Origin of the sequence: Micromonospora psammae (assembly GCF_036902725.1) — a bacterium.
GTDB lineage: Bacteria > Actinomycetota > Actinomycetes > Mycobacteriales > Micromonosporaceae > Micromonospora.
The window spans coordinates 91,974-113,042 of sequence record NZ_JBAKHM010000009.1; the positions used below are offsets into that span (position 1 = coordinate 91,974).

16 protein-coding genes are annotated in these 21,069 nt (G+C 74.1%); 9 read left to right on the plus strand and 7 right to left on the minus strand.

All coding sequences use genetic code 11. The features are described from left to right. Positions 1-88: 88 nt before the first annotated feature. Positions 89-646, minus strand: a complete 558-nt coding sequence (locus V6U79_RS13720; protein ID WP_334524551.1) for a sugar O-acetyltransferase — start codon at positions 644-646, stop codon at positions 89-91. 138 nt (positions 647-784) lie between these two features. On the opposite strand from V6U79_RS13720, the gene V6U79_RS13725 reads away from it, so the two are divergent. Beyond that, positions 785-4,150 (plus strand): S8 family serine peptidase, encoded by a 3,366-nt coding sequence (locus V6U79_RS13725; RefSeq protein WP_334614863.1) that lies wholly within the window; start codon positions 785-787, stop codon positions 4,148-4,150. A gap of 51 nt (positions 4,151-4,201) precedes the next feature. Here the strand turns inward: V6U79_RS13725 and dapD are convergent, their stop codons facing one another. Next, the gene (gene dapD, locus V6U79_RS13730; protein ID WP_334614864.1) at positions 4,202-5,161 is read right to left on the minus strand and encodes a 2,3,4,5-tetrahydropyridine-2,6-dicarboxylate N-succinyltransferase; all 960 of its coding nucleotides are present in this window, start codon (positions 5,159-5,161) and stop codon (positions 4,202-4,204) included. Positions 5,162-5,241: 80 nt separating this feature from the next. On the opposite strand from dapD, the gene dapE reads away from it, so the two are divergent. Then, positions 5,242-6,315, plus strand: a complete 1,074-nt coding sequence (gene dapE, locus V6U79_RS13735) for a succinyl-diaminopimelate desuccinylase (RefSeq protein ID WP_334524541.1) — start codon at positions 5,242-5,244, stop codon at positions 6,313-6,315. A gap of 87 nt (positions 6,316-6,402) precedes the next feature. Here the strand turns inward: dapE and V6U79_RS13740 are convergent, their stop codons facing one another. Then, positions 6,403-6,564, minus strand: coding sequence for a hypothetical protein (locus V6U79_RS13740; protein WP_334524538.1), 162 nt, complete (start codon positions 6,562-6,564; stop codon positions 6,403-6,405). Positions 6,565-6,718: 154 nt separating this feature from the next. Between V6U79_RS13740 and V6U79_RS13745 the strand changes: the two genes are divergently transcribed. The 7 genes from V6U79_RS13745 to V6U79_RS13775 all read left to right on the plus strand — a co-directional run bounded on the left by V6U79_RS13745 (position 6,719) and on the right by V6U79_RS13775 (position 17,636). After that, the gene (locus V6U79_RS13745) at positions 6,719-7,582 is read left to right on the plus strand and encodes an LOG family protein (protein WP_334614865.1); all 864 of its coding nucleotides are present in this window, start codon (positions 6,719-6,721) and stop codon (positions 7,580-7,582) included. A gap of 3 nt (positions 7,583-7,585) precedes the next feature. Next, positions 7,586-8,131, plus strand: coding sequence for an LOG family protein (locus V6U79_RS13750; protein WP_334524532.1), 546 nt, complete (start codon positions 7,586-7,588; stop codon positions 8,129-8,131). Between the two features lie 135 nt (positions 8,132-8,266). Further along, positions 8,267-11,827: an ATP-dependent helicase gene (locus V6U79_RS13755; protein WP_334614866.1), complete on the plus strand. Its 3,561-nt coding sequence runs from the start codon at positions 8,267-8,269 to the stop codon at positions 11,825-11,827. A 16-nt stretch (positions 11,828-11,843) separates the two neighbouring features. Continuing rightward, positions 11,844-15,260, plus strand: coding sequence for an ATP-dependent helicase (locus tag V6U79_RS13760; protein ID WP_334614867.1), 3,417 nt, complete (start codon positions 11,844-11,846; stop codon positions 15,258-15,260). A 203-nt stretch (positions 15,261-15,463) separates the two neighbouring features. Then, on the plus strand, positions 15,464-15,667 hold the full coding sequence (cspE, locus tag V6U79_RS13765) for a transcription antiterminator/RNA stability regulator CspE (protein ID WP_007464836.1): 204 nt from the start codon (positions 15,464-15,466) through the stop codon (positions 15,665-15,667). A gap of 217 nt (positions 15,668-15,884) precedes the next feature. Beyond that, positions 15,885-17,192: a DEAD/DEAH box helicase gene (locus tag V6U79_RS13770; RefSeq protein WP_334614868.1), complete on the plus strand. Its 1,308-nt coding sequence runs from the start codon at positions 15,885-15,887 to the stop codon at positions 17,190-17,192. Positions 17,193-17,435: 243 nt separating this feature from the next. Further along, positions 17,436-17,636 carry a hypothetical protein gene (locus V6U79_RS13775; protein WP_334524521.1) on the plus strand — a complete coding sequence of 67 codons (201 nt, stop codon included), beginning with the start codon at positions 17,436-17,438 and terminating at the stop codon, positions 17,634-17,636. 8 nt (positions 17,637-17,644) lie between these two features. Here the strand turns inward: V6U79_RS13775 and V6U79_RS13780 are convergent, their stop codons facing one another. From V6U79_RS13780 to V6U79_RS13795, 4 genes are read right to left on the minus strand one after another with little or no spacing between them, the layout of a single operon-like run. Beyond that, positions 17,645-18,109 carry an RrF2 family transcriptional regulator gene (locus V6U79_RS13780; protein ID WP_334614869.1) on the minus strand — a complete coding sequence of 155 codons (465 nt, stop codon included), beginning with the start codon at positions 18,107-18,109 and terminating at the stop codon, positions 17,645-17,647. A gap of 3 nt (positions 18,110-18,112) precedes the next feature. Next, the gene (locus tag V6U79_RS13785) at positions 18,113-18,997 is read right to left on the minus strand and encodes an ABC transporter permease (protein ID WP_334614870.1); all 885 of its coding nucleotides are present in this window, start codon (positions 18,995-18,997) and stop codon (positions 18,113-18,115) included. After that, positions 18,987-19,766 (minus strand): ABC transporter ATP-binding protein, encoded by a 780-nt coding sequence (locus V6U79_RS13790; protein ID WP_334614871.1) that lies wholly within the window; start codon positions 19,764-19,766, stop codon positions 18,987-18,989. Before V6U79_RS13790 ends, V6U79_RS13785 begins: the two co-directional genes overlap by 11 nt. Further along, positions 19,763-20,824 carry an ABC transporter substrate-binding protein gene (locus tag V6U79_RS13795; RefSeq protein ID WP_334614872.1) on the minus strand — a complete coding sequence of 354 codons (1,062 nt, stop codon included), beginning with the start codon at positions 20,822-20,824 and terminating at the stop codon, positions 19,763-19,765. The genes V6U79_RS13790 and V6U79_RS13795 overlap by 4 nt, the downstream gene beginning before the upstream one ends. Positions 20,825-21,069 lie beyond the last annotated feature (245 nt).

Sequence of the window (21,069 nt, forward strand, 5' to 3'; positions counted from 1 at the left end):
CCCCCTGGTGAAACCTCCACTACCCAGGGTGCCTGACGATGACGGTATCGCCCACTGTCGGAATTACTGTTTTGCCAGCTCAAACCCCCTATTCGAGGGTGCGTACCGGCTTGGCCGGGTTGCCCACCGCGACCACGTTGGGTGGCAGGTCCTTCGTCACCACGGCGCCCGCGCCGACCACGGTGTTCGCCCCGATGGTGACGCCGGCGAGCACGATGACGCCGCCGCCGAGCCAGACGTTGTCGCCGATGGTGATCGGCTTCGCCGCCTCCCACTTGTCCCGACGGGGTCCCGGCTCGACGGGGTGGGTGGGGGTGAGCAGTTGCACGTTGGGTCCGATCTGGACGTCCGCGCCGATGGTGATCCGGGCGACGTCGAGGAAGACGGCGTTGAAGTTCACGAAGCTGCGCGGGCCGATGTGGGTCTGCCAGCCGTAGTCGCAGTGGAACGGTGGGCGGATCCAGGTGTCCTCGCCGAGCGAGCCGAGCAGTTCGCGCAGCGCGGCCAACCGTCCCTGCGGGTCGGTGGCGGGGCTGGTGTTGAAGCGTTCGGTGAGCTGGGCGGCCCGGTCCAGGTCGGCGATGATCTCGGGCTCGTTGGCGATGTACGGCTCGCCGGCGAGCATTCGTTCCCTCATGGACGTCACCGGCCGATCATCCCTGACCGAGCCGGCGCCGGATGCCGGGACCGTCATATTCCGGACTTCATTTTGCATACCCGGTATGTAATCCTAGTTCCGTCAATGTGACTCCCGTCTATAACGACGCCCTACGAGGAGGATCCGTTGCACCGAAGCAGAAGAAGAACCGTCGCGCTCGGTCTGGTGTTCGGCCTGGCGCTCGGCGCCCCGGGCACCGCATCGGCCGCCGTACCATCGGCCCCGGCCGATCCCGCCCGATCGGCCCGGCCCGCCGGGTCGCCGCCGACGGCGACCGGGGCGTCGACCACTGTCACCCTGCTCACCGGGGACCGGGTCACCGTCACCGCCTCCGGCGACGCCGCCGTCCGGCCCGCCGCCGGCCGTGGTGACGTGCGCTTCGTGGTACGCCGGGAGCGCGGCCACCTCACCGTCGTGCCACAGGACGCCCTGCCGCTGGTCCGCTCCGGCAAGGTGGACCGTCGGCTCTTCGACGTCACCGAGCTGATCTCCGCCGGCTACGACGACGCCCGCCGCGACGACCTGCCGCTGCTGGTGTCGTACGCCTCGGGCGAGGCCCGGCGCGGTGGGGCCGCGCTGCCCGGCACCCGGGTGACCCGGGACCTGCCGGCGATCCGCGGCGCGGCCCTGACCGCCGGCAAGTCCAGCACCAACGCCGTCTGGGCGGCGGTCACCGCCGGCTCCGCCGGCAGCCGGCTCGGCGCGGCGGGGGGCGTCGAGCGGATCTGGCTCGACGGCCGCCGTCGGGTCACCCTGGACCACAGCGTCCCCCAGATCGGGGCGCCCACCGCCTGGTCGGCCGGCTTCACCGGCAAGGGGGTCTCCGTGGCGGTGCTGGACACCGGCGTCGACGCGGCCCATCCCGACCTGGCCGGCAAGCTGGCCGAGGCGCGCAACTTCACCGAGGCCCCCGACGGCCGGGACACCGTCGGGCACGGCACCCACGTCGCCTCGACCATCGCCGGCAGCGGCGCCGCGTCGGGCGGCAAGTACAAGGGCGTGGCGCCGGACGCCACGCTGCTCGACGGCAAGGTCTGCGAGGACCTGGGGTGCACCGAATCGGCGATCCTGGCCGGCATGCACTGGGCCGCCGTGGAGAAGCGGGCCGCCGTGGTCAACATGAGCCTCAGCGGCTGGGACTTCCCGGAGGTCGACCCGCTGGAGGCGGCGGTCGGGACGCTGACCGCGCAGACCGGCGCGCTCTTCGTCACCGCCGCCGGCAACGACGGCTCCGACGGCTCGGTCGGCTCGCCAGCCAGCGCCGACGCGGCGCTCGCCGTCGGCGCGGTGGACCGGGACGACCAGCTCGCCGACTTCTCCAGCCGCGGGCCCCGGGTCGGTGACGACGCGATCAAGCCCGACATCACCGCGCCCGGCGTGGACATCGTCGCCGCCCGGGCGGCCGACGGCTTCATCGGCGAGCCGGTGGGGGAGAAGTACCTCCGGCTCTCCGGTACCTCGATGGCCACTCCGCACGTGGCCGGCTCGGCGGCGCTGCTCGCCCAGCAGCACCCGGACTGGAAGGCCGGCCAGTTCAAGTCGGCCCTGATGGCCGCCGCGAAGCCGCACCCGGCGCAGACCACGTACCAGCAGGGGGCCGGCCGGGTCGACCTGACGCGGGCGATCGCCCAGCAGGTGACCAGCGACCCGGTGAGCGTCTCCTTCGGCCGCGCGCTCTGGCCGCACGACGACGACACGCCGATCACCCGCACGGTGGCCTGGCGCAACGCCGGCCCGACCGCCGTCACGCTCGACCTGACCACTGAGATCACCGGTCCGGGTGGCCGGCCGGCGCCGGCCGGCATGTTCCGCCTCGGCGCAACCCGGGTGACCGTGCCGGCGGGCGGCCGGGCGGAGACCACCATCACCGCCGACACCCGGCTCGGCGGCGTCGACGGCTACTGGACCGGCCGGGTCGTCGCCCGCTCCGGCGCCACCGTCGCGGTGACCCCGGTGGCGGTGCACCGGGAGGTGGAGAGCTACACCCTGACGCTGACCCACCGCGACCGGTCCGGCAAGACGACGGGGGACTACCACACCAGCCTGGTCGGGCTGGACCGCTTCGACGTCCGGGACGCCTACGACCCGGACGGCGTGGCCCAGGTGCGGCTGCCCAAGGGGCGCTACGGCCTGAGCGCGCTCATCTTCGAGCCCGCCCCCGAGGGCGAAGCCGGCGGGCTCACCATACTGGCCCAGCCCGAGCTGACCGTCGACCGCGACCTCACGCTCACCGTGGACGCCCGGCGGGGCAAGCCGGTCCTGACCACGGTCCCGAAGCGGGACGCGGCGCCGCTGCTGATCGACGTCAGCGCGGTCTTCTACGCCGACGAGGGCAGCATCTACGGCTTCGGGCTCTGGGCCGACAGCTTCGCCGGCCTGACCACCGCCCAGCTGGGCAGCCGGGTCTCCGCCGACCGGTTCGTCTCCACGGTCAGCAGCCAGTGGGCCGACCGGGAGGCGGCGAGCAGCCCCTACCTGTACGCGCTGAGCGAGGCGATCCCGGGCCGGATGCCCACCGGCTTCGTCCGGCACTACCGCAAGGGCGACCTGGCCACGGTGGTGCACCGCTTCCGGGGTGGCTATCCGGGGATGACCGCCGAGCGGATCGTCATTCCGGAGCTGGAGTACAACACCGGCGCTTCGGCGGTCATCCTGCCGATCGAGGTGCCCGGCCAGCGGGTGGAGCACTACAACACCAGGGGTGTGAAGTGGGAATCCGAGATCGACTTCGGGACGCGGGACGAGGAGGGCTGGCTGGACGCGAAGGCCGCGCTCTTCTCCACCCCGACGGCGTACCGGGCCGGACGGACCGTCCAGGAGGACTGGAACCAGGCCCCGTACTCGCCGTCGTTCCCGGCCCCGCGCTGGCCGGAGGAGAGCGTCACCCGGACCGGTGACACGATCCGGGTCGGGTTGCCGATGTTCAGCGACGCCGCCGGGCACCCGGGTGGGTCGCTCACCGACGCCGAGCGGACCGCCCTGTGGCGCGACGGGAAGCTGGTCGGCGAGAGCGAGTACGCCGGCTACGGCCAGTTCACCGTGCCGCCGGGCGCGGCGGACTACAAGCTGGCCACGTCGGCGAAGCGCAGCTTCACCGACCTGAGCACCGAGGTGGAGTCCACCTGGACCTTCCGCTCGGCCCACGTCCGGGGTGACACCCCGGCCCGGTTGCCGCTGATGGCGGTGCGTTTCGCCCCGCCGCTGCGGACCGACAACAGCGCCCCGGCCGGTCGCAGCTTCCTCGTCCCGGTCGCGGTGGAGCGGCAGCCCGGCGCGCCGGCCGCCCGGGTGGCGAAGCTCACCGTCGACGTCTCGTACGACGGCGGGAAGACCTGGCGCAAGGCGGGCCCGGTCCGCGTTCCGGGCAAGGGCTGGGTGGCCGTGCTGGTGCACCCGCACGGCAAGGGGTACGCGTCCCTGCGGGCCACCGCCCGGGACACCGACGGCAACACGGTGACCACGCGGATCATCCAGGCGTACCGCCTGAGCTGAGCCGGACGTCCGGGTCCGCGGCCTCGACGGCGCGGACCCGGACGGTCCCGGTCAGTCGTTGGCGTGCAGGGCGGCGTTCAGCTCGATGCCCTTGCCGGTGCGCGGCTTCGCCTCCAGCGCCCCGGTGACCGAGTTGCGCCAGAACAGCAGCCCGTCCACGCCGGAGAGTTCGCGGGCCTTGACCACCCGGCCGTCCGGCAGGGTGACCTTCGAGCCGGCGGTGACGTAGCAGCCCGCCTCCACCACGCAGTCGTCGCCGAGCGAGATGCCGATGCCGGCGTTCGCGCCGACCAGGCTCCGCTCGCCGATGCGCACCTTCTCGGTGCCGCCGCCGGAGAGGGTGCCCATGATCGAGGCGCCCGCGCCGATGTCGGAGCCGTCGCCGACCACCACGCCCTGCACGATCCGGCCCTCGACCATCGAGGTGCCCAGCGTGCCCGCGTTGAAGTTGCAGAAGCCCTCGTGCATCACCGTGGTGCCGGAGGCCAGGTGCGCGCCGAGCCGGACCCGGTCGGCGTCGGCGATCCGCACCCCGGCCGGGACCACGTAGTCGGTCATCCGGGGGAACTTGTCCACCCCGTACACGGCGAGGTGGCGGCCGGCGGCCCGTTCGATGACCCGCAGCTCGTCGACCCGCTCCGGCGGGCACGGCCCGGCCGACGTCCAGGCCACGTTGGCCAGCTTGCCGAAGATGCCGTCGAGGTTGAGCTCGTTGGGCCGCACCAGGCGGTGGGAGAGCAGGTGCAGCCGGAGGTACGCGTCGGAGGCGTCCTTGATCGGGTCGTCCAGCGAGCCGATCACGGTGACCACCTGGACGGTACGCAGACCGGGCAGCGCCCGCTCGCCGACCGCGCCAGGTGGCAGGTCGAGCACGTCGGCCTCGTCCTCCCCGGGGACCAGCGGCAGCTCGCCGAGTCCCAGCTTGCCGGTCGGATACCAGGTGTCGAGCACCTGCTCGTCAGCGGTGATGGTGGCCAGGCCGATGCCCCAGGCGGGTACTGCGGACGTCACTGTTCTACCTTTCGTTCGCGACTGCGGGGCTCGCAAGCTCACTCCTCGCGCTCACCGAATTTGACGGTACCGTGCCCAGCATGGAGAACCCGCTGACCCCCGAGGTCCTCGCCGATCCGGTGGCGCTGACCCGCGCCCTGGTCGACATAGAGTCCGTCTCCCTCAACGAGAAGGCGATCGCCGACTGTGTCGAGCAGGTGCTGCGGACCGTGCCGCACCTGACCACGTTCCGGCACGGCAACACCGTGATGGCCCGTACCGACCTGGGGCGGGCATCTCGGGTGGTGCTCGCCGGCCACCTGGACACGGTCCCGTTGAACAACAACTTCCCGTCGACCATGCGCGGCGACCTGATGTACGGCTGCGGCACCTCCGACATGAAGTCGGGGGTCGCGTTCGCGCTGCACCTGGCGGTCAGCCTGCCGGACCCGCGCTACGACGTGACGTACTTCTTCTACGAGGCGGAGGAGATCGAGTCGCGGTACAACGGGCTCTTCCTGGTCTCCCAGGAGCACCCGGAGTGGCTGGAGGCGGACTTCGCGGTGCTGCTCGAACCGACGTACGGGATCGTCGAGGCCGGTTGCCAGGGCACCATGCGGGCGGTCGTCACGACCCACGGCGAGCGCGCCCACGCCGCCCGGTCCTGGCACGGGGTCAACGCCATCCACGGCGCCGGCGAGGTGCTGCGCCGGCTGGGGGCGTACGAGGCGCGGCGGGTCACCATCGACGGTTGCGACTACCGGGAGGGGTTGAACGCCGTCCGGATCAACGGCGGGGTGGCCGGCAACGTGGTGCCGGACCACTGTGAGATCGAGATCAACTACCGGTACGCCCCGGATCGCGACCCGGTGGCGGCCGAGGCGCACCTGCGCGAGGTCTTCGCCGGGTTCGACCTCGCGGTGACCGACGCCGCCGCGGGCGCGCCCCCCGGTCTGGAGTCACCGGCGGCGCAGGAGTTCCTCGCGGCGGTGGGCGCGGCGCCGATCGGCAAGCTGGGCTGGACGGACGTGGCCCGGTTCGCGGCGATGGGCATCCCGGCGCTGAACTTCGGACCCGGTGACCCCAACCTGGCCCACCACAAGGACGAGCACGTCGAGCTCACCAAGATCCGCGACGGGGCCGCCACCCTGCACCGCTGGCTGGCCTCCGCCTGACCCCCGGGTCGGGTGATCGGAAGGTTCGCGTCGCCGGGGAGTGTCCCGGGGACGCGGACCTCTCGATCGCTCCCCGGCCGGCCGGCGTCAGACGGTGGTCAGCAGCGGGTTGTCGGTGGGGCCGGCCGGGGCCGGGGTGGGCTCGTCGGAGGACTCCAGCTCCCGGGCGCGGCGGCGCTCGGCCACCACGTCGCAGATGCGTCGCTGCATCTGTCGGCGGATCCGGATTCGTTCGTTGCTGCTGATCATGCTTGCTCCTCCCCCGAAGGTGCGCCCCGGGGCATACCCGGTATGTGAATAGTAAGACGTGCGGGCGACAGAATTAGTTGCCCAAGATCTCAAAAATTCTGCCGGCTTCCCGGCCAGCTCACCCCCGGGTCACCGCTCCACTACGGTGGCTCCCATGAGCCAGAGCAACGGACGGCAGCCGGGCCGCGATCCGGAGCGGCACCGGGGCGCCGTGACGCTGCGCCGGGGTGCGATCCCGACCAGCACGGCCGATCAGCGACTGCTCGACTCGCGCGGTCGTGGCGACTGGAAGACCCGGGACGCCTGGCGGGCGCTGCGGATCCTCTCCGAGTTCGTCGAGGGCTTCGACACCCTGGCCGACCTGCCGCCCGCGGTGAGCGTCTTCGGCTCCGCCCGCAGCCGACCGGAGAGCCCGGAGTGCCGGATGGCCGAGGAGTTGGGCGCCGCCCTGGCCCGGGCCGGCTACGCCGTCATCACCGGCGGCGGGCCCGGTGTGATGGAGGCGGCCAACCGGGGTGCCAGCGACGCGGGGGGCCTCTCGGTCGGGCTGGGCATCGAACTCCCCTTCGAGCAGGGGATCAACGACTGGGTCGACCTCGCCATCGACTTCCGCTACTTCTTCGCCCGCAAGACCATGTTCGTCAAGTACGCCCAGGCGTTCGTCGTGCTGCCCGGCGGCTTCGGCACCATGGACGAGCTCTTCGAGGCGCTCACCCTGGTGCAGACCGGCAAGGTCACCCGCTTCCCGGTGGTGCTGATGGGCACCGCGTACTGGCGGGGACTGCTCGACTGGTTGCGCGACACCATGGCCGCCGAGGGCAAGATCGGCGCGGTCGACCTGGAGCTGATCTGCCTGACCGACGACGTGGCCGCCGCGGTCCGGCACATCGTGGAGGCGGAGGCGATGCTCTCGGCCGAGCAGGAGGCGGTCCGCGAGGAGTCCGTCGCCCTGACCGCCGCCGAGCAGCGGGTCGCCCGCCGGGCGTCCGCCGCCGGCGAGCGGGACACGAAGGGCTGACCGGTGGCGGCGATCTGTGTCTTCTGCGCCTCCTCCCGTACCCTCGACCAGCGCTGGCTGGACCTGGCGGCCGAGACCGGCGCGGAGCTCGCCCGGCGCGGACACACGCTGGTCAGCGGCGGCGGCTGCGTCGGCATGATGGGGGCGCTGGCCGACGGCGCGCGCGCCGCCGGCGGACGCACCGTCGGGGTGATCCCGCAGGCGCTGGTCGACCTGGAGGTCGCCGACCTGGCCTCGGACGAGCTGCTGATCACCGACACCATGGCCAGCCGCAAGACGCTGATGATCGAGAAGTCGGACGCCTTCCTGACCCTGCCGGGCGGACTGGGCACCCTGGACGAGCTCTTCGAGGTCTGGACCACCGCGACGCTGGCCCTGCACGCCAAGCCGATGGTGCTGGTGGACACCGACGGCTTCTACCGCCCGATGCTCGACTGGCTCGCGGCCCTCGCCACCCAGACCTTCCTCAAGCCCGCCGGCCTCGATCTCCTCACCATCGCCGACTCCGTACCCACCGCCCTCGACACCCTCGAATCCCAGCTCACCTGAGCCCCCGGCGGGTCTTCCCGCCGATCATGAAGCTGACGGTGGAGTCGATCTCCCGCACCGCCGCCAAGTTCATGATCGACAGGGGTCGACGGGGGAGGGGCGGGGGGTGTCGTACCGGCGTGGTGGGATGAGGGGGTGCAGGGGTACCGGCTGGTGCGCCGGCCTGCCGGACCGGCCCGCGACGACGGGCGGTCCGCCGCGACCGTTCGGGGGGACGGTCGGCCGGGCGGGCCGAGCCAGCGGGACGGCGGTTCGGGTGCGCGCACCGAGGGGGAGCCGCGGTCCGGGGGGCCGGCGGGCGCTGCCGCGTACCCGGACGGCCGGTTGGCCGACCCGCTCCAGGCGGAGGTCGTCGCCCACACCGACGGGCCGATGCTGGTCCTCGGCGGTCCGGGCACCGGCAAGACCAGCACCCTCATCGAGGCGGTCGCCGCCCGGGTGGCCGAGGGCGTCGACCCGGAACGCGTGCTGGTGCTCACCTTCGGCCGCCGCGGCGCCACCGACCTGCGCCACCGGATCGAGGCGCGGATCGCCGGTGCCGGGCACCGGGTGGTCCGCGAGCCGCTGGTGCGGACCTTCCCCGCGTACGCCTTCGGCCTGCTCCGCCGGGCCGCCGCCGAACGGGGCGAACCGTCACCCCGGCTGCTCACCGGCCCCGAGCAGGATCTGATCATCCGCGAGCTGCTGGAGGTGGTGGGCGAGGAGCCCGGCGACGACCCCGTCGGCTGGCCCGAGGACCTCCGCCCCGCCCTGCGTACCCGGGCCTTCGCCGCGCAGCTGCGGGACCTGCTGATGCGGGCCGCCGAACGCGGGGTGGGCCCGGTCGAGCTGGCCCGGCTGGGCGAGCGGCTCGGCCGCGCCGACTGGCCGGCCGCCGCCCGCTTCCTCCGCGAGTACGTCGCCGTCCTCGCGCTCCGCGACGTCAGCAACCGCGGCTCCGTCGCCTACGACCCGGCGGAGCTGGTCCGGGCCGCCACCGGCATGCTGCGCGACGACCCCGAGCTGCTGGAGGCCGAGCGCCGGCGGTTCGCCCACGTCTACGTCGACGAGCTGGCCGACACCGACCCGGCCCAGCAGGATCTGCTGGCCGTGATCGCCGGCGGGGGCCGGTCCCTGGTCGCCTTTGCCGACCCCGACTCCTCCACGTACGCCTTCCGCGGCGCCGACCCGAGCCTGGTGGGCGCCTTCCCGCACCGCTTCCGGACGGCCTCCGGGGCGCCCGCGGCGCAGGTGGTGCTCACCACCTCGTACCGGGCCGGGGCGGGGCTGCTCGGCGCGACCGGGCGGCTGGCCCGCAAGCTGCGCGGTCCAGCCACCCACCGGCGACTGCGTCCACTGCCGGACGCGCCGCCCGGCTCGGTCGAGGTCCGGACCTTCCGCTCCGGCACCAGCGAGGCCGCCTGGCTGGCCCACGCGCTGCGCTCCGCGCACCTGCTCGACGGGGTGCCCTGGTCGGAGATGGCGGTGCTGGTCCGCTCGACCAGCCTGCACCTGCCGTCGCTGCGGCGTGCCCTGCACACCGCCGGGGTGCCGACCGTGGTGCACGGCGAGGACCTGCCGCTGCACCTCCAGCCGGCGGTGGCGCCGCTGCTGCTCCTGCTGCGCTGCGCACTGGAGCCGGAGCGGCTGGACGAGGAGTCGGCCGTCGCGCTGCTGCACTCGCCGCTGGGCGGCGCCGACCCGCTGGCCGAGCGGCGGCTGCGCCAGGGGTTGCGTGCGCTCGCGCTGGCCGGGGGCGATCGCCGGCCCTCCGGGGAGCTGATCGTCGAGGCGCTGCGCGACCCCGCCGAGCTGGCCGGGATCGACCGGCGCTGGGTGGAGCCGGCCCGTACGGTCGCCGAGCTGCTCGCCACCGCCCGGGACGCGGCGGCCGCCCCCGGGGCCACCGCCGAGGACGTGCTCTGGGCGGTGTGGCGGGCCAGCGGGCTCGCCGAGCGCTGGTCGGGTGCCATCAACCGGGGCCGGGCCGCCACCGGCGAGCACGAGACGGCGCAGCGCTGGCGGGCCGAGGCCGCCGACCGCGACCTCGACGCGGTGCTGGTGCTCTTCGACGCGGCGGCCCGCTTCACCGACCGGCTGCCCGGCGCGCGGACCGAGGTCTTCCTCGACCACGTGCTCGGCCAGGACCTGCCGGCCGACACCCTGGCCGCCAGCGCCGACCGGGGCGACGCGGTCCGGCTGCTCACCGCGCACGCCGCCAAGGGCCTGGAATGGGACCTGGTCGCGGTCGCCGGTGTCCAGGAGGGCGTCTGGCCGGACCTGCGGCTGCGCGGCAGCCTGCTCGGCTCCGAGCGGCTGGTCGACGTGCTCGCCGGCCGGGCCGAGGGCGCCGGCGTCCGGGCCAGCCTGGTCGGGCAGACCTCCGCCCTGCTCGACGAGGAGCGCCGGCTCTTCCACGTCGCCGTCACCCGGGCCCGGCGCCGGCTGCTGGTCACCGCGGTGGCCTCGGCCGCGGTGGGTGGCGACGACCACGAGGAGCAGCCCAGCCGCTTCCTGCACGAGCTGGGCGTCACCGAGCCGCCCGCGACCGGGGCGGGCGGCCCCGCCCCCGACCCGACGCCGTCGGGTCCGCCACCGGAGCGACCGGGCGACGACGCCACCCCGACCGGCCCGGCGGGAGACCGGTCCGCCGACGTCACGCCGGCCGTGGACGACGCCGAGCCCCACCGGCCGGGGGAGCTGCCGGTGGGGCGCCCGCCCCGCGCGCTCACCCTCTCCGCGCTGGTGGCGGAGCTGCGTACCGCGGTCACCGACCCGGCGGCGTCGCACGCCCGGCGGCGCGCGGCGGCGGCCGAGCTGGCCCGCCTCGCCGCCGCCGGCATCCCCGGCGCGCACCCCGACGACTGGTGGGGGTTGCGTCCCCTCTCCGACGACCGGCCGCTGGTCGACGAGGGCGATCCGGTGCGGGTCACCCCGTCGGCGATGGAGAGCGCGCTGCGGTGCAGCCTGCGCTGGCTGCTGGAACGGCACGGCGGCAGCGGACCGGCCAGCGCCGCGCAGGGCGTCGGCAACCTGGTGCACGCCGCGGCGATGCTCGCCGAGGACGCCAGCGCCGACCGCACCGCGCTGCTGGAGTACGTGGCCGCCCGGTTCGACGCGATCGAGCTGGCCGCCCGCTGGATGGTGGGCCCGGAGCGGACCCGCGCCGAGGCGATGGTGGACAAGCTGCTGCGCTGGCTCGCCGGCAACCCGCGCCGGCTGCTCGCCATCGAGCACGAGTTCGCCGTCCGCCTCGACGACCCGCAGCGGCCGATCGAGCTGACCGGCCGGGTGGACCGGCTGGAGGTCGACGCCGACGGCCGGCTCGTGGTGATCGACCTCAAGACCGGCAAGTCCACCGCGGTCACCGAGCGGGAGGTGGCCGAGCATCCGCAGCTCGGGGCGTACCAGGCGGCGGTGGAGGCGGGCGCGTTCGCCGAGTACGGCGAGTCCTCCGGCGGCGCGGCGCTGGTGCAGCTCGGCACCGGGGCCAGGGACGCCAAGGAGCAGGCCCAGGCCGCCGCGGGGGAGGGCCCCGAGGCGGGCTGGGCCACCGCCCTGGTCCGGCGCACCGCCGATACGATGGCCGCCGCCACCTTCGCCGCGGTCGCCAACTCCAAGTGCCGGGTCTGCCCGGTGCGTACCAGCTGCCCGGTCTCCGGGCAGGGGCGTCAGGTCGTCGAGCCGCCAGCCACCCGTCCCCCGGAGGGCCCGTGAGCGCCGAGATGCCCCAGTGACCCAGCCGACCCTCTTCAGCACCGCCGCCCCGGCGCCCCGGTCCGCCGACGCCGGCCCCCGCTACACCCCGGTGGAGCTGGCCAAGCTGCTCAAGCTGCCCGCGCCGACCCGGGAACAGGCGGCGATCATCGCCGCCCCGGTGGAGCCGCTGCTGGTGGTGGCGGGCGCCGGCTCGGGCAAGACCGAGACGATGGCCGCCCGGGTGGTCTGGCTGGTCGCCAACTCGTACGTCCGGCCGGAGCAGATCCTCGGCCTCACCTTCACCCGCAAGGCGGCCGGCGAGCTGGCGCACCGGGTCCGTACCCGGCTCGACCAGCTGGTGCGGCGGCTGGGTCGGCGTGGGCGCGACCCGCTGGACGACCCGTTGGCCGGCGAGCCCACCGTCTCCACCTACCACTCGTACGCCGGCCGGATCGTCACCGAGCACGGCCTGCGCGCCGGGTACGAGCCGACCACCCGGCTGCTCACCGAGGCGTCCCGCTGGCAGCTGGTCGACCTGCTGGTGCGCAACTACGACGGCGACATGTCCGAGGTCGACCGGATGCCCAGCACGGTCACCGACGCCGTGCTCGCCCTCGCCGGTGAGCTGGACGAGCACCTGGTCGACCCGGACGTCCTCGCCGCGTGGACCGGCCGGTTCTTCGCCGACGTGCAGTCCCGCCCCGGCCGGATCTACGCCGACGTGCGTAAGGCCCTCGCCGTCCAGCAGACCCGGCTGAAGCTGCTGCCGCTGGTGCGGGCGTACACCCGGCGCAAGGACGACTTCGAGGCGATGGACTTCGCCGACCAGCTCGCCCGCGCGGCCCGGGTGGCCCGCGACCACCCCGGGGTGGGCGTCATCGAGCGGGACCGCTTCCGGGTGGTGCTGCTCGACGAGTACCAGGACACCAGCCACGCCCAGGTGGTGCTGCTCAACGCGCTCTTCGGCGGCGGCCACCCGGTGACCGCCGTCGGCGACCCCTGCCAGTCGATCTACGGCTGGCGCGGCGCCAGCGCCGGCACGCTGGAGCGGTTCCCCACCGACTTCGCCCGGGCCGACGGCACCCCGGCCGAGGTGCTCAGCCTGACCACCAGCTGGCGCAACCGCCCGGAGATCCTCGGCGTGGCCAACGCGCTCTCCCTGCCGCTGCGCGCCGCCGGCGCCCGGGTGCCCGAGCTGCACGCGGCGATGAGCGTCCGGGACCCGATCCCGCACCGCAGCCCCGGCGGCCACGCCGCCGGCACCGTGCACTGCGCGCTGCTGCACACCTACGCCGACGAGGCGGAGTGGATCGCCGACAGCGTGCTGGCCGCCTGGCGGGGTGCGGCCCGGATGCCCGGCGCGCTGCCCGAGCACATCCCCGTGCCGTCCCGTCCCACCACCGCCGTCCTGGTCCGGCTGCGCAGCCAGATCCCCGCGATCGAGGCGGCGCTGCGCGCCCGGGGCCTGCCGGTCGAGGTGGTCGGCCTGGGCGGCCTGCTGGACACCCCCGAGGTCCGGGACGTGGTCTGCACGCTGCGGGTGCTCGCCGACCCGACCGACGGAGCGGCGCTGCTGCGGCTGCTCACCGGGGCGCGCTGGCGGATCGGCCCGCGTGACCTGGTGGCGCTGCACCGCCGGGCCCGGGCCATCGCCAGGGCGCGGCGGCAGCTCACCGGCGACGACGGGTCGGAGATCGTCGTGGACGCCCTGGACGAGGCGACGCTGGTGGAGGCGCTGGCCGACCTCGGGCCGGCGCAGGCGTACTCCGACCAGGGTTACGCGCGACTGCGGTCGTACGCGATGGAGCTGGCGCTGCTGCGCTACCGGCTGGACCAGACGCTGCCGGAGCTGATCGCGGACATCGAGCGGACCATCGGCCTGGACGTGGAGGTGGCGGTGCGGGCCGGCCGGGACGGCACCGGCGACGCCGGGCTCGCCCGCGGCCACCTGGACGCCCTCGGCGATGTGGCGGCCCGGTTCAGCGGGGAGACCCCGGGGGCCACCCTCGCCGGCTTCCTGGCCTTCCTGGCCGCCGCCGAGGACGAGGAGCGCGGCCTGAGCCCCGGCGAGGTGGAGGTGGTCGAGGGCGCGGTCCAGGTGCTCACCGCGCACGCCGCGAAGGGCCTGGAATGGGACGTGGTGGCCGTCGCCGGACTGACCCGCGGCGTCTGGCCGGGGCCGGTGCGCAACTCCGACCACTGGCTGGGCGGGCTCGGCGTGCTGCCGTTCCCGCTGCGCGGCGACGCCGACGGCCTGCCCGAGCTGGGCCTGGCCGAGGCGGAGGACCAGCGCGGGGTGGCCCGGGCGGTGTCGGAGTTCACCGACGCCTGGCGGGCGCACGACGAGCGGGAGGAGCGCCGGCTGGCGTACGTGGCGGTGACCCGGCCCCGGCGGCTGCTGCTCTGCTCCGGCTACTGGTGGGGGGAGGGGACGAAGCGGTTCCGTGGGCCGTCGGTCCTCCTGCGCGAGGTGCACGACGCCTGCCTGGACGGCGCGGCCGGGCACCTGGTCGACCAGTGGGCGCCGGAGCCGCCCGGCGACGCGGTCAACCCGACCGCGGAGGTGGTGCTGCGCGCCGAGTGGCCGGCGGACCCGCTGGGCGTACGCCGGCCGGCGCTGGCCGAGGCCGCCGCGTTGGTCCGCCGCTTCCTCGCCGACGGGCAGGACGTCGCAGCACCGTCACCGGCCGGTTCGGACGGTGACGGCGCGGTCGATCCGCTCGCCGACGACCCGGAGGTGGTCCGCTGGCGGCAGGAGGCCGACCTGCTCCTCGCCGAGCGGGCCGAGCTGCTGCGGCGGGCCGAGGCGGTCGAGGTGGCCCTGCCCGGGCACCTGTCGGTGACCCAACTGGTCGCGCTGCGTCGTGACCCGGAGGCACTGGCCCGGGCGCTGCGCCGGCCCATGCCCACCGAACCCAACCCGTACGCCCGCCGGGGCACCGCCTTCCACACCTGGCTGGAGCAGCGCTTCGGCGCCGACCGGCTGCTCGACGTGGACGAACTGCCGGGTGCGGCGGACGCGGACGCCGCCGGAGACGAGGCGCTCACCGAACTCCAGGAGCGCTTCCTGGCCAGCGAGTGGGCCGAGCGGGTGCCGGTGGAGGTGGAGGTGCCCTTCGCCACAGTGATCGCCGGCGTGGTGGTGCGGGGCCGGATGGACGCCGTCTTCGCCCGCCCCGGCGGCGGGTGGGACGTGGTGGACTGGAAGACCGGCCGCCGGCCCACCGGGCGGGAGGCGGAGGTGGCGGCGGTGCAGCTCGCGGTCTACCGGCTGGCGTGGGCGGAGCTGGCCGGGGTGACGGTCGACCGGGTGGGCGCCGCGTTCCACTACGTCCGGGAGGGCGTCACGGTCCGCCCGGCGGACCTGCTGGACGCCGACGGGCTCACCGCGCTCATCGCCGGAGTACCGGAAATCCCGGATGGGGGTGGCGCGACGGCCAATCCGTGGTAGGTTGGTCTTGTTGCAGTTTTGGTTACCAGAGACTCTGTGTGCGCCTGGCGGGAATTGTGGCCCCAGGCGCTCTTTGTTGTGTCCGGAGTTCTCCGGGCGGGGCGACCAGAAGCGACAAGCGATTCGCGCATGCCCGCGCGGAGCGCTCCTCTTCGAGCCCGCAACAGGTGCGGGTTCGACGTTCCGTCAAGGAGACGAAACACATGGCTATTGGCACCGTGAAGTGGTTCAACGCTGACAAGGGCTTCGGCTTCATCACCCCGGACGGCGGCGGCGCTGACGTCTTCGCCCACTTCTCGGCGATCCAGTCCTCCGGCTACCGGAGCCTGGACGAGAACCAGCGGGTCGAGTTCGAGGTCACCCAGGGCCAGAAGGGCCCGCAGGCGGAGAACATCCGCCCGCTCTGATCTTCGGATCACCCTGCACCATCCATCACACCCTCCGGTGTGGTGAACGGGACCGGTCCGCCGCGCCACCCCTCGCTCCGGCGGGGCGGCGCGCTGCGGCGGACCGGCCCGTACCCTTTCGGTTCGTGCTTGTGAGTCCCGGTGGACGAGTCCTCCGGTGACAGCGCCCTTGAGGCGCCCTCCCTCGACACGTGCCGCGTCGAGGAAGGCATTCCGCATGACCATGACCATTCCCACCTTCGCCGCCACCGGCCTGGCTGCCGAGCTGGTCGCCGAGCTGGCGGCGCAGGGCATCTCCGAGCCGTTCCCGATCCAGGCGGCGACCCTGCCGGACTCGCTCGCCGGCCGGGACGTGCTCGGTCGGGGCCGCACCGGCTCCGGTAAGACCCTCGCCTTCGGGCTTCCGCTGCTCTCCCGCACCGCCGGCCGTCGGGCCCGGCCGGGTCGCCCGCTGGCCCTGGTGCTGGTGCCGACCCGGGAGCTGGCCCAGCAGGTCACCACCGCCCTCGCCCCGTACGCCCGGGCGCTCGGGCTGCGCTGCGCCACCGTGGTCGGCGGCCTGTCGCTCCAGCGGCAGGCGGACGCGCTGCGCGCCGGCGCCGAGGTGGTCGTGGCCACCCCCGGCCGGCTGCACGACCTGATCAACCGCGGTGACGCCCGGCTCGGTGAGGTCGCCGTCACGGTCCTCGACGAGGCCGACCAGATGGCCGACATGGGCTTCCTGCCGCAGGTCACCAAGCTGCTGGAGCAGGTCGACCCGAACGGCCAGCGGATGCTCTTCTCCGCCACCCTGGACGGCGGCGTGGACCGGCTGGTCCGCCGCTTCCTGACCAACCCCGTCTCGCACTCGGTCGACCCGGGCACCGCCACGGTGACCGCGATGACCCACCACGTGCTGCACGTCGACGCGGTCGACAAGCCCGCCGCGCTCACCCAGATCGCCGCCCGCGAGGGCCGCACCATCCTGTTCATGGGGACCAAGCACCGCGCCGACCGGCTGGCCCGCCAGCTGCTCTCCAAGGGGGTACGCGCCGCGGCCCTGCACGGGGGCAAGTCGCAGCCGCAGCGCACCCGGATCCTGGAGCAGTTCCGCAACGGCCAGATCACCGCCCTGGTGGCGACCGACGTGGCGGCCCGGGGCATCCACGTCGACGGTCTCGACATGGTGGTCAACGTGGACCCGCCGACCGAGGCGAAGGACTACCTGCACCGGGGCGGTCGTACCGCCCGGGCGGGGGAGTCCGGCAGCGTGGTCACCCTGGTCCTGCCCGAGCAGCGCCGGGACGTCTCCCGGCTGATGAGCGTGGCCGGCATCAAGCCCCAGTCCACCCAGGTACGCCTCGGCGACGAGGCGCTGGCCCGGGTCACCGGGGCCCGGGAGCCGTCCGGGGTGCCGGTGACCATCGTCGCCCCGCAGCCGGCGCCGGCCGCGCGGGTGCGTACCGGTGGCGGCGGGGAGGGCACCCGGGCCGCGCACCGCACCTCGGGCCGCTCCCGGCGCCCGCGCCGCCCGCGTATCGCCTGACGCTCCGCGACACCTCGGATCCTGGCGGGGACCGACCCTTTCGAGGGCCGGTTCCCGCCAGGATTCTCTGCTCTGTGGACCGGGTGTGGTCGGGGTGTCGCGCCTGGTAGTGGTTGCGCTGGTTGAGTCGGTAAACAGGCCCGATTGGGTCCGATCGGTGACTGTTCCGCACGGTGCGCCTCGTCGAAGCTGATCCCGGGGGGAAGATCCGGCCGCTACCGGCCGGCCACGGGAGGGGTGACCATGGCGGGCGACGCCGGCTCGGGGGCGGTGCGCGAGCTGCTGGTGGTGCTCGCGGTGGCAGGCGCTGGCCTGTTGCTCGCCATGGTCGCGGCGTTCGCTCCGTGGCACCCGGGGCCCGGCGCGGTGGCACCCGCCGGGCTGGTCGAGCTGCAGGCGCCGGCCGGCGCGGTCACCGCCGCCGGCAACGTCTCCACCGGCTGAGCGGCCGGTCAGCGGCGTACCGGGCGGTCGGTCCGGCTCCCGGGCGCGGAGCCCTCGGCGAGCAGGTCGGCCAGGGTGGTCCGGTCGACCACCGTCGCGATCGCGCCGGCCACCGCCAACCACACCTCGCCCAGCCCGCTGGCCACCCTGTGGTAGCCGGCGTCCTCCGCCGGCCGGCCCCGCACCGTGGTCAGCGAGCCGCCGACGGCGCGCAGCACGTCCCCGACGGTGATCTCCACGGCGGGGCGGGTCAGCGCGTACCCGCCCTCGGTGCCCCGGTGGCTGTGCAGCAGCCCGGCCCGACGCAGGTCGAGCAGGATGCCCTGGAGGAAGCTGAGCGGGATGCCCTGCGCGGCGGCCAGGCTCGCCGCCTTGACCAGCCCGCCGCCGGCCTGCCCGCCGCCGCCGGTTCGGGCGGCGGCGACGGCGAGCATTGCCCGGAGTGCGTAGTCGCTGCGTGCGGAGACGTACACGAGTCAGTCGCCGGCCTGGTCGAGGACGCCCCAGCGGCGACGGATCGCCTTGTCGGCGGCGCCGAAGGCCGCGTCCACCAGCAGGCCGACCACCAGGATGACGATCATGATGGCCATCAGCCGGGGTGAGTCGGAGAAGTCCCGGGCGTAGGTGAGCTGGGCCCCGATGGAGGTCTTCTCGGCGATGACGACCAGCAGCTCACCGGCCATCAGGCTGCGCCAGGCGAACGCCCAGCCCTGCTTCAGCCCGGCGACGATGGCCGGCAGCGCGGCGGGCGCGATGACGTACCGGTAGAGGTTGAGCCCCCGGGCTCCGAGGTTGCGGCCGGCCCGGATCAACAGCGGCGGCACGTAGTCCACACCGTGGATCACGCCGTTGGCCACGGAGGGGGCGGCGCCGAGCACCACGACGAAGAAGATCGCCTCCTCGCTGAGCTGGAAGAGCACGATGGCCAGCGGGAACCAGGCGATCGACGGCATGGTCTGGAGGGCGGTGATCATCGACCCGAGCGCGGCCCGCAGCACCCGGACCCGGGCGACCCCCAGACCCAGCACCAGGCCGACCGCGACGGCGACGGCGAAGCCCATCAGGGCCCGCCGTCCGGTCGTGGCCAGCCCGTCCCAGAGCGCGGCGGTGAACAGGTAGTTCCACAAATCGGCGAAGACGGTGCCGGGGGCGGGCAGCGCCCACGGATCCTTCCACTCCAGCCAGAACGTCCCCTGCCAGATGCCGACGGCGAGCGCGAGCGCGGCCGCCTTCGGCCAGGTGGCGGCCCAGAGCCGGGCCGCCCGGGAGGTCTCCTTCTCCCGACCGGCGATCTCCAGCGCGTCCAGGCCGCTGATCTCGGCGTCGCTGCGCGCGGTGGTGATGAGGGTGTCACTGGCCATGGCGGCCCACCTCCGTACGGAGCCGGTCGGTGACCTCGGCCGCGATGGCGGCGATCTCGGGGGAGTCGATGCGCCGGGGCCGGGGCACGTCCACCGAACTCGACCAGATGATCCGGCCGGGCCGGCTGCTGAGCAGGATGATCCGGTCGGCGAGCCGGGCCGCCTCGCGGACGTTGTGGGTGACGAAGAGGACGGTGAGCTTCCGCTCGGACCAGATCCGCTCCAACTCGTCGTGGAGGATGTCCCGGGTCATCGCGTCGAGCGCGCCGAACGGCTCGTCCATCAGCAGCACCGGGGTGTCCAGGGCGAGGGTGCGGGCCAGCGCGACCCGCTGCCGCATGCCGCCGGAGAGCTCGTGCGGGCGCTTACGGCCGAACTCCGCCAGGTGGACGGTGCGCAGCAGCTCCGCCACCCGGTCCCGCCGGGCGGCCCGGGGCACCCCGCGCAGCTTCAACGGCACCTCGACGTTGGCCTCCACGGTCAGCCAGGGGAAGAGCGCCGGCTCCTGGAACATCAGCCCCGGCCTGGCGTCGTCGGCCACCGAGATGGTCCCGCCCTGCGCCCGGTCCAGGCCGGCCACCAGGTTGAGCAGCGTGCTCTTGCCGCAGCCGGAGGCGCCGACCAGGCAGACGAACTCACCCGGCGCGACGTCGAGGCTGACCCCGTCCAGGGCGAGGACGGCGTTCGTCCCGCGTCCGTACACCTTGGTCACGCCGGAGAGCGCGACCGCGGTGGTCGCGCTCGCCGGCGCCGTCGTGGTCGACGTCATGGCTGGGCGACCTCTCCCTTGCCCAGGCCCTTGAGCACCTCGTTGAGGTACCTCAGGTCGTAGAGGCCGTCGAGGCTGACCGGCTGGGTCAGCTCGACCGTGACCGCGTGGTCGAGCCCGGCCTTGAGCGAGGACGCGATCGGGTCGTTGGTGAACTCCAGCGTCGGCCAGGCCTGCTTGATCAGCTTCACGTCCAGCGGCTTCCCGCTGATCTTGGCGATGTGGTCGGAGATCGCCTGCTGGGACTCGTCCGGCCGGGTGTTGACGAACTCGTTGGCGGCGACCTGCCCCTCGACCAGCTTCTTCACCACCTCGGGGTGTTCCCTGAGGAACCGGGTGCTGACGATCAGGTTGGTGATGACGAACCTCCGGTCCGGCCAGAGGTCGCGCTCGTCGACCAGCACCTTGCCGCCGGCGTTGACCAGCCGGGAGACGAACGGCTCGGGCACCCAGGCGCCGTCGATCGCGCCGCTGGTGAAGGTCTCCACCGTCTGGGAGTTCTCCTGCGGCACGACCTTGACGTCGCCGCCCCCCTCCTTGGTGGTTTTCAGGCCCTTCTCCCGGAGCCAGTGGCGCAGCGCCACGTCCTGGGTGTTGCCCAGCTGCGGGGTGGCGACCTTCCTGCCGCGCAGCTGCTCCACCGAGGTGATCTCGGGCTTGACCACGAGGGCCACGCCGCCGGAGGCGGCGCCGGAGACGACCCGGACCGCCTGGCCCTTGGACTTGGAGAAGGCGTTCACGGTCGGGTTCGGGCCGATGTACGTCGCGTCGAGCGCACCGGAGAAGATCGCCTCGATGGCGGCGGGGCCGGCGTTGAAGGTCTTGGTGTCCAGCTTGACGCCGGTGCCGAGTTTCTCGGTGAAGATGCCCTTCTCCACGCCGACCACGGCCGGCGCGTGGGTGATGTTCGGAAAGTAGCCCAGGCGGAGGGTGACCGGGCCGGAGCCACCGGCGCCGGGGTCCTCGTCGCCGCACGCCGCGGTCGTCCCCGCCGCCGCCACGCCGATGACGGCGAGGGTGACGAGGGAGACCGACCGACGGAAGGGGAGCCGTCTCATCGTCCATCCAATCCGCAGTATTCCTACTTAGTTGGTAGGAAGACTGGGGCAGGGCTCGGGCTGCGTCAAGACCCATCCACGATCCGGGACGCGCGTTCCGGGAATGTCGGCAATTCCCACCTGCACGGTAGGCATGGCGGCGTCGGTCGGACCCCGGCGGAAGGCTCGGTCGGTGACCGGGTGAGCCCCGCCACCGCCGCCCGGCACCCGGGCGCGTGACCACGGCCGGTCGCTGCGCGGAGGAC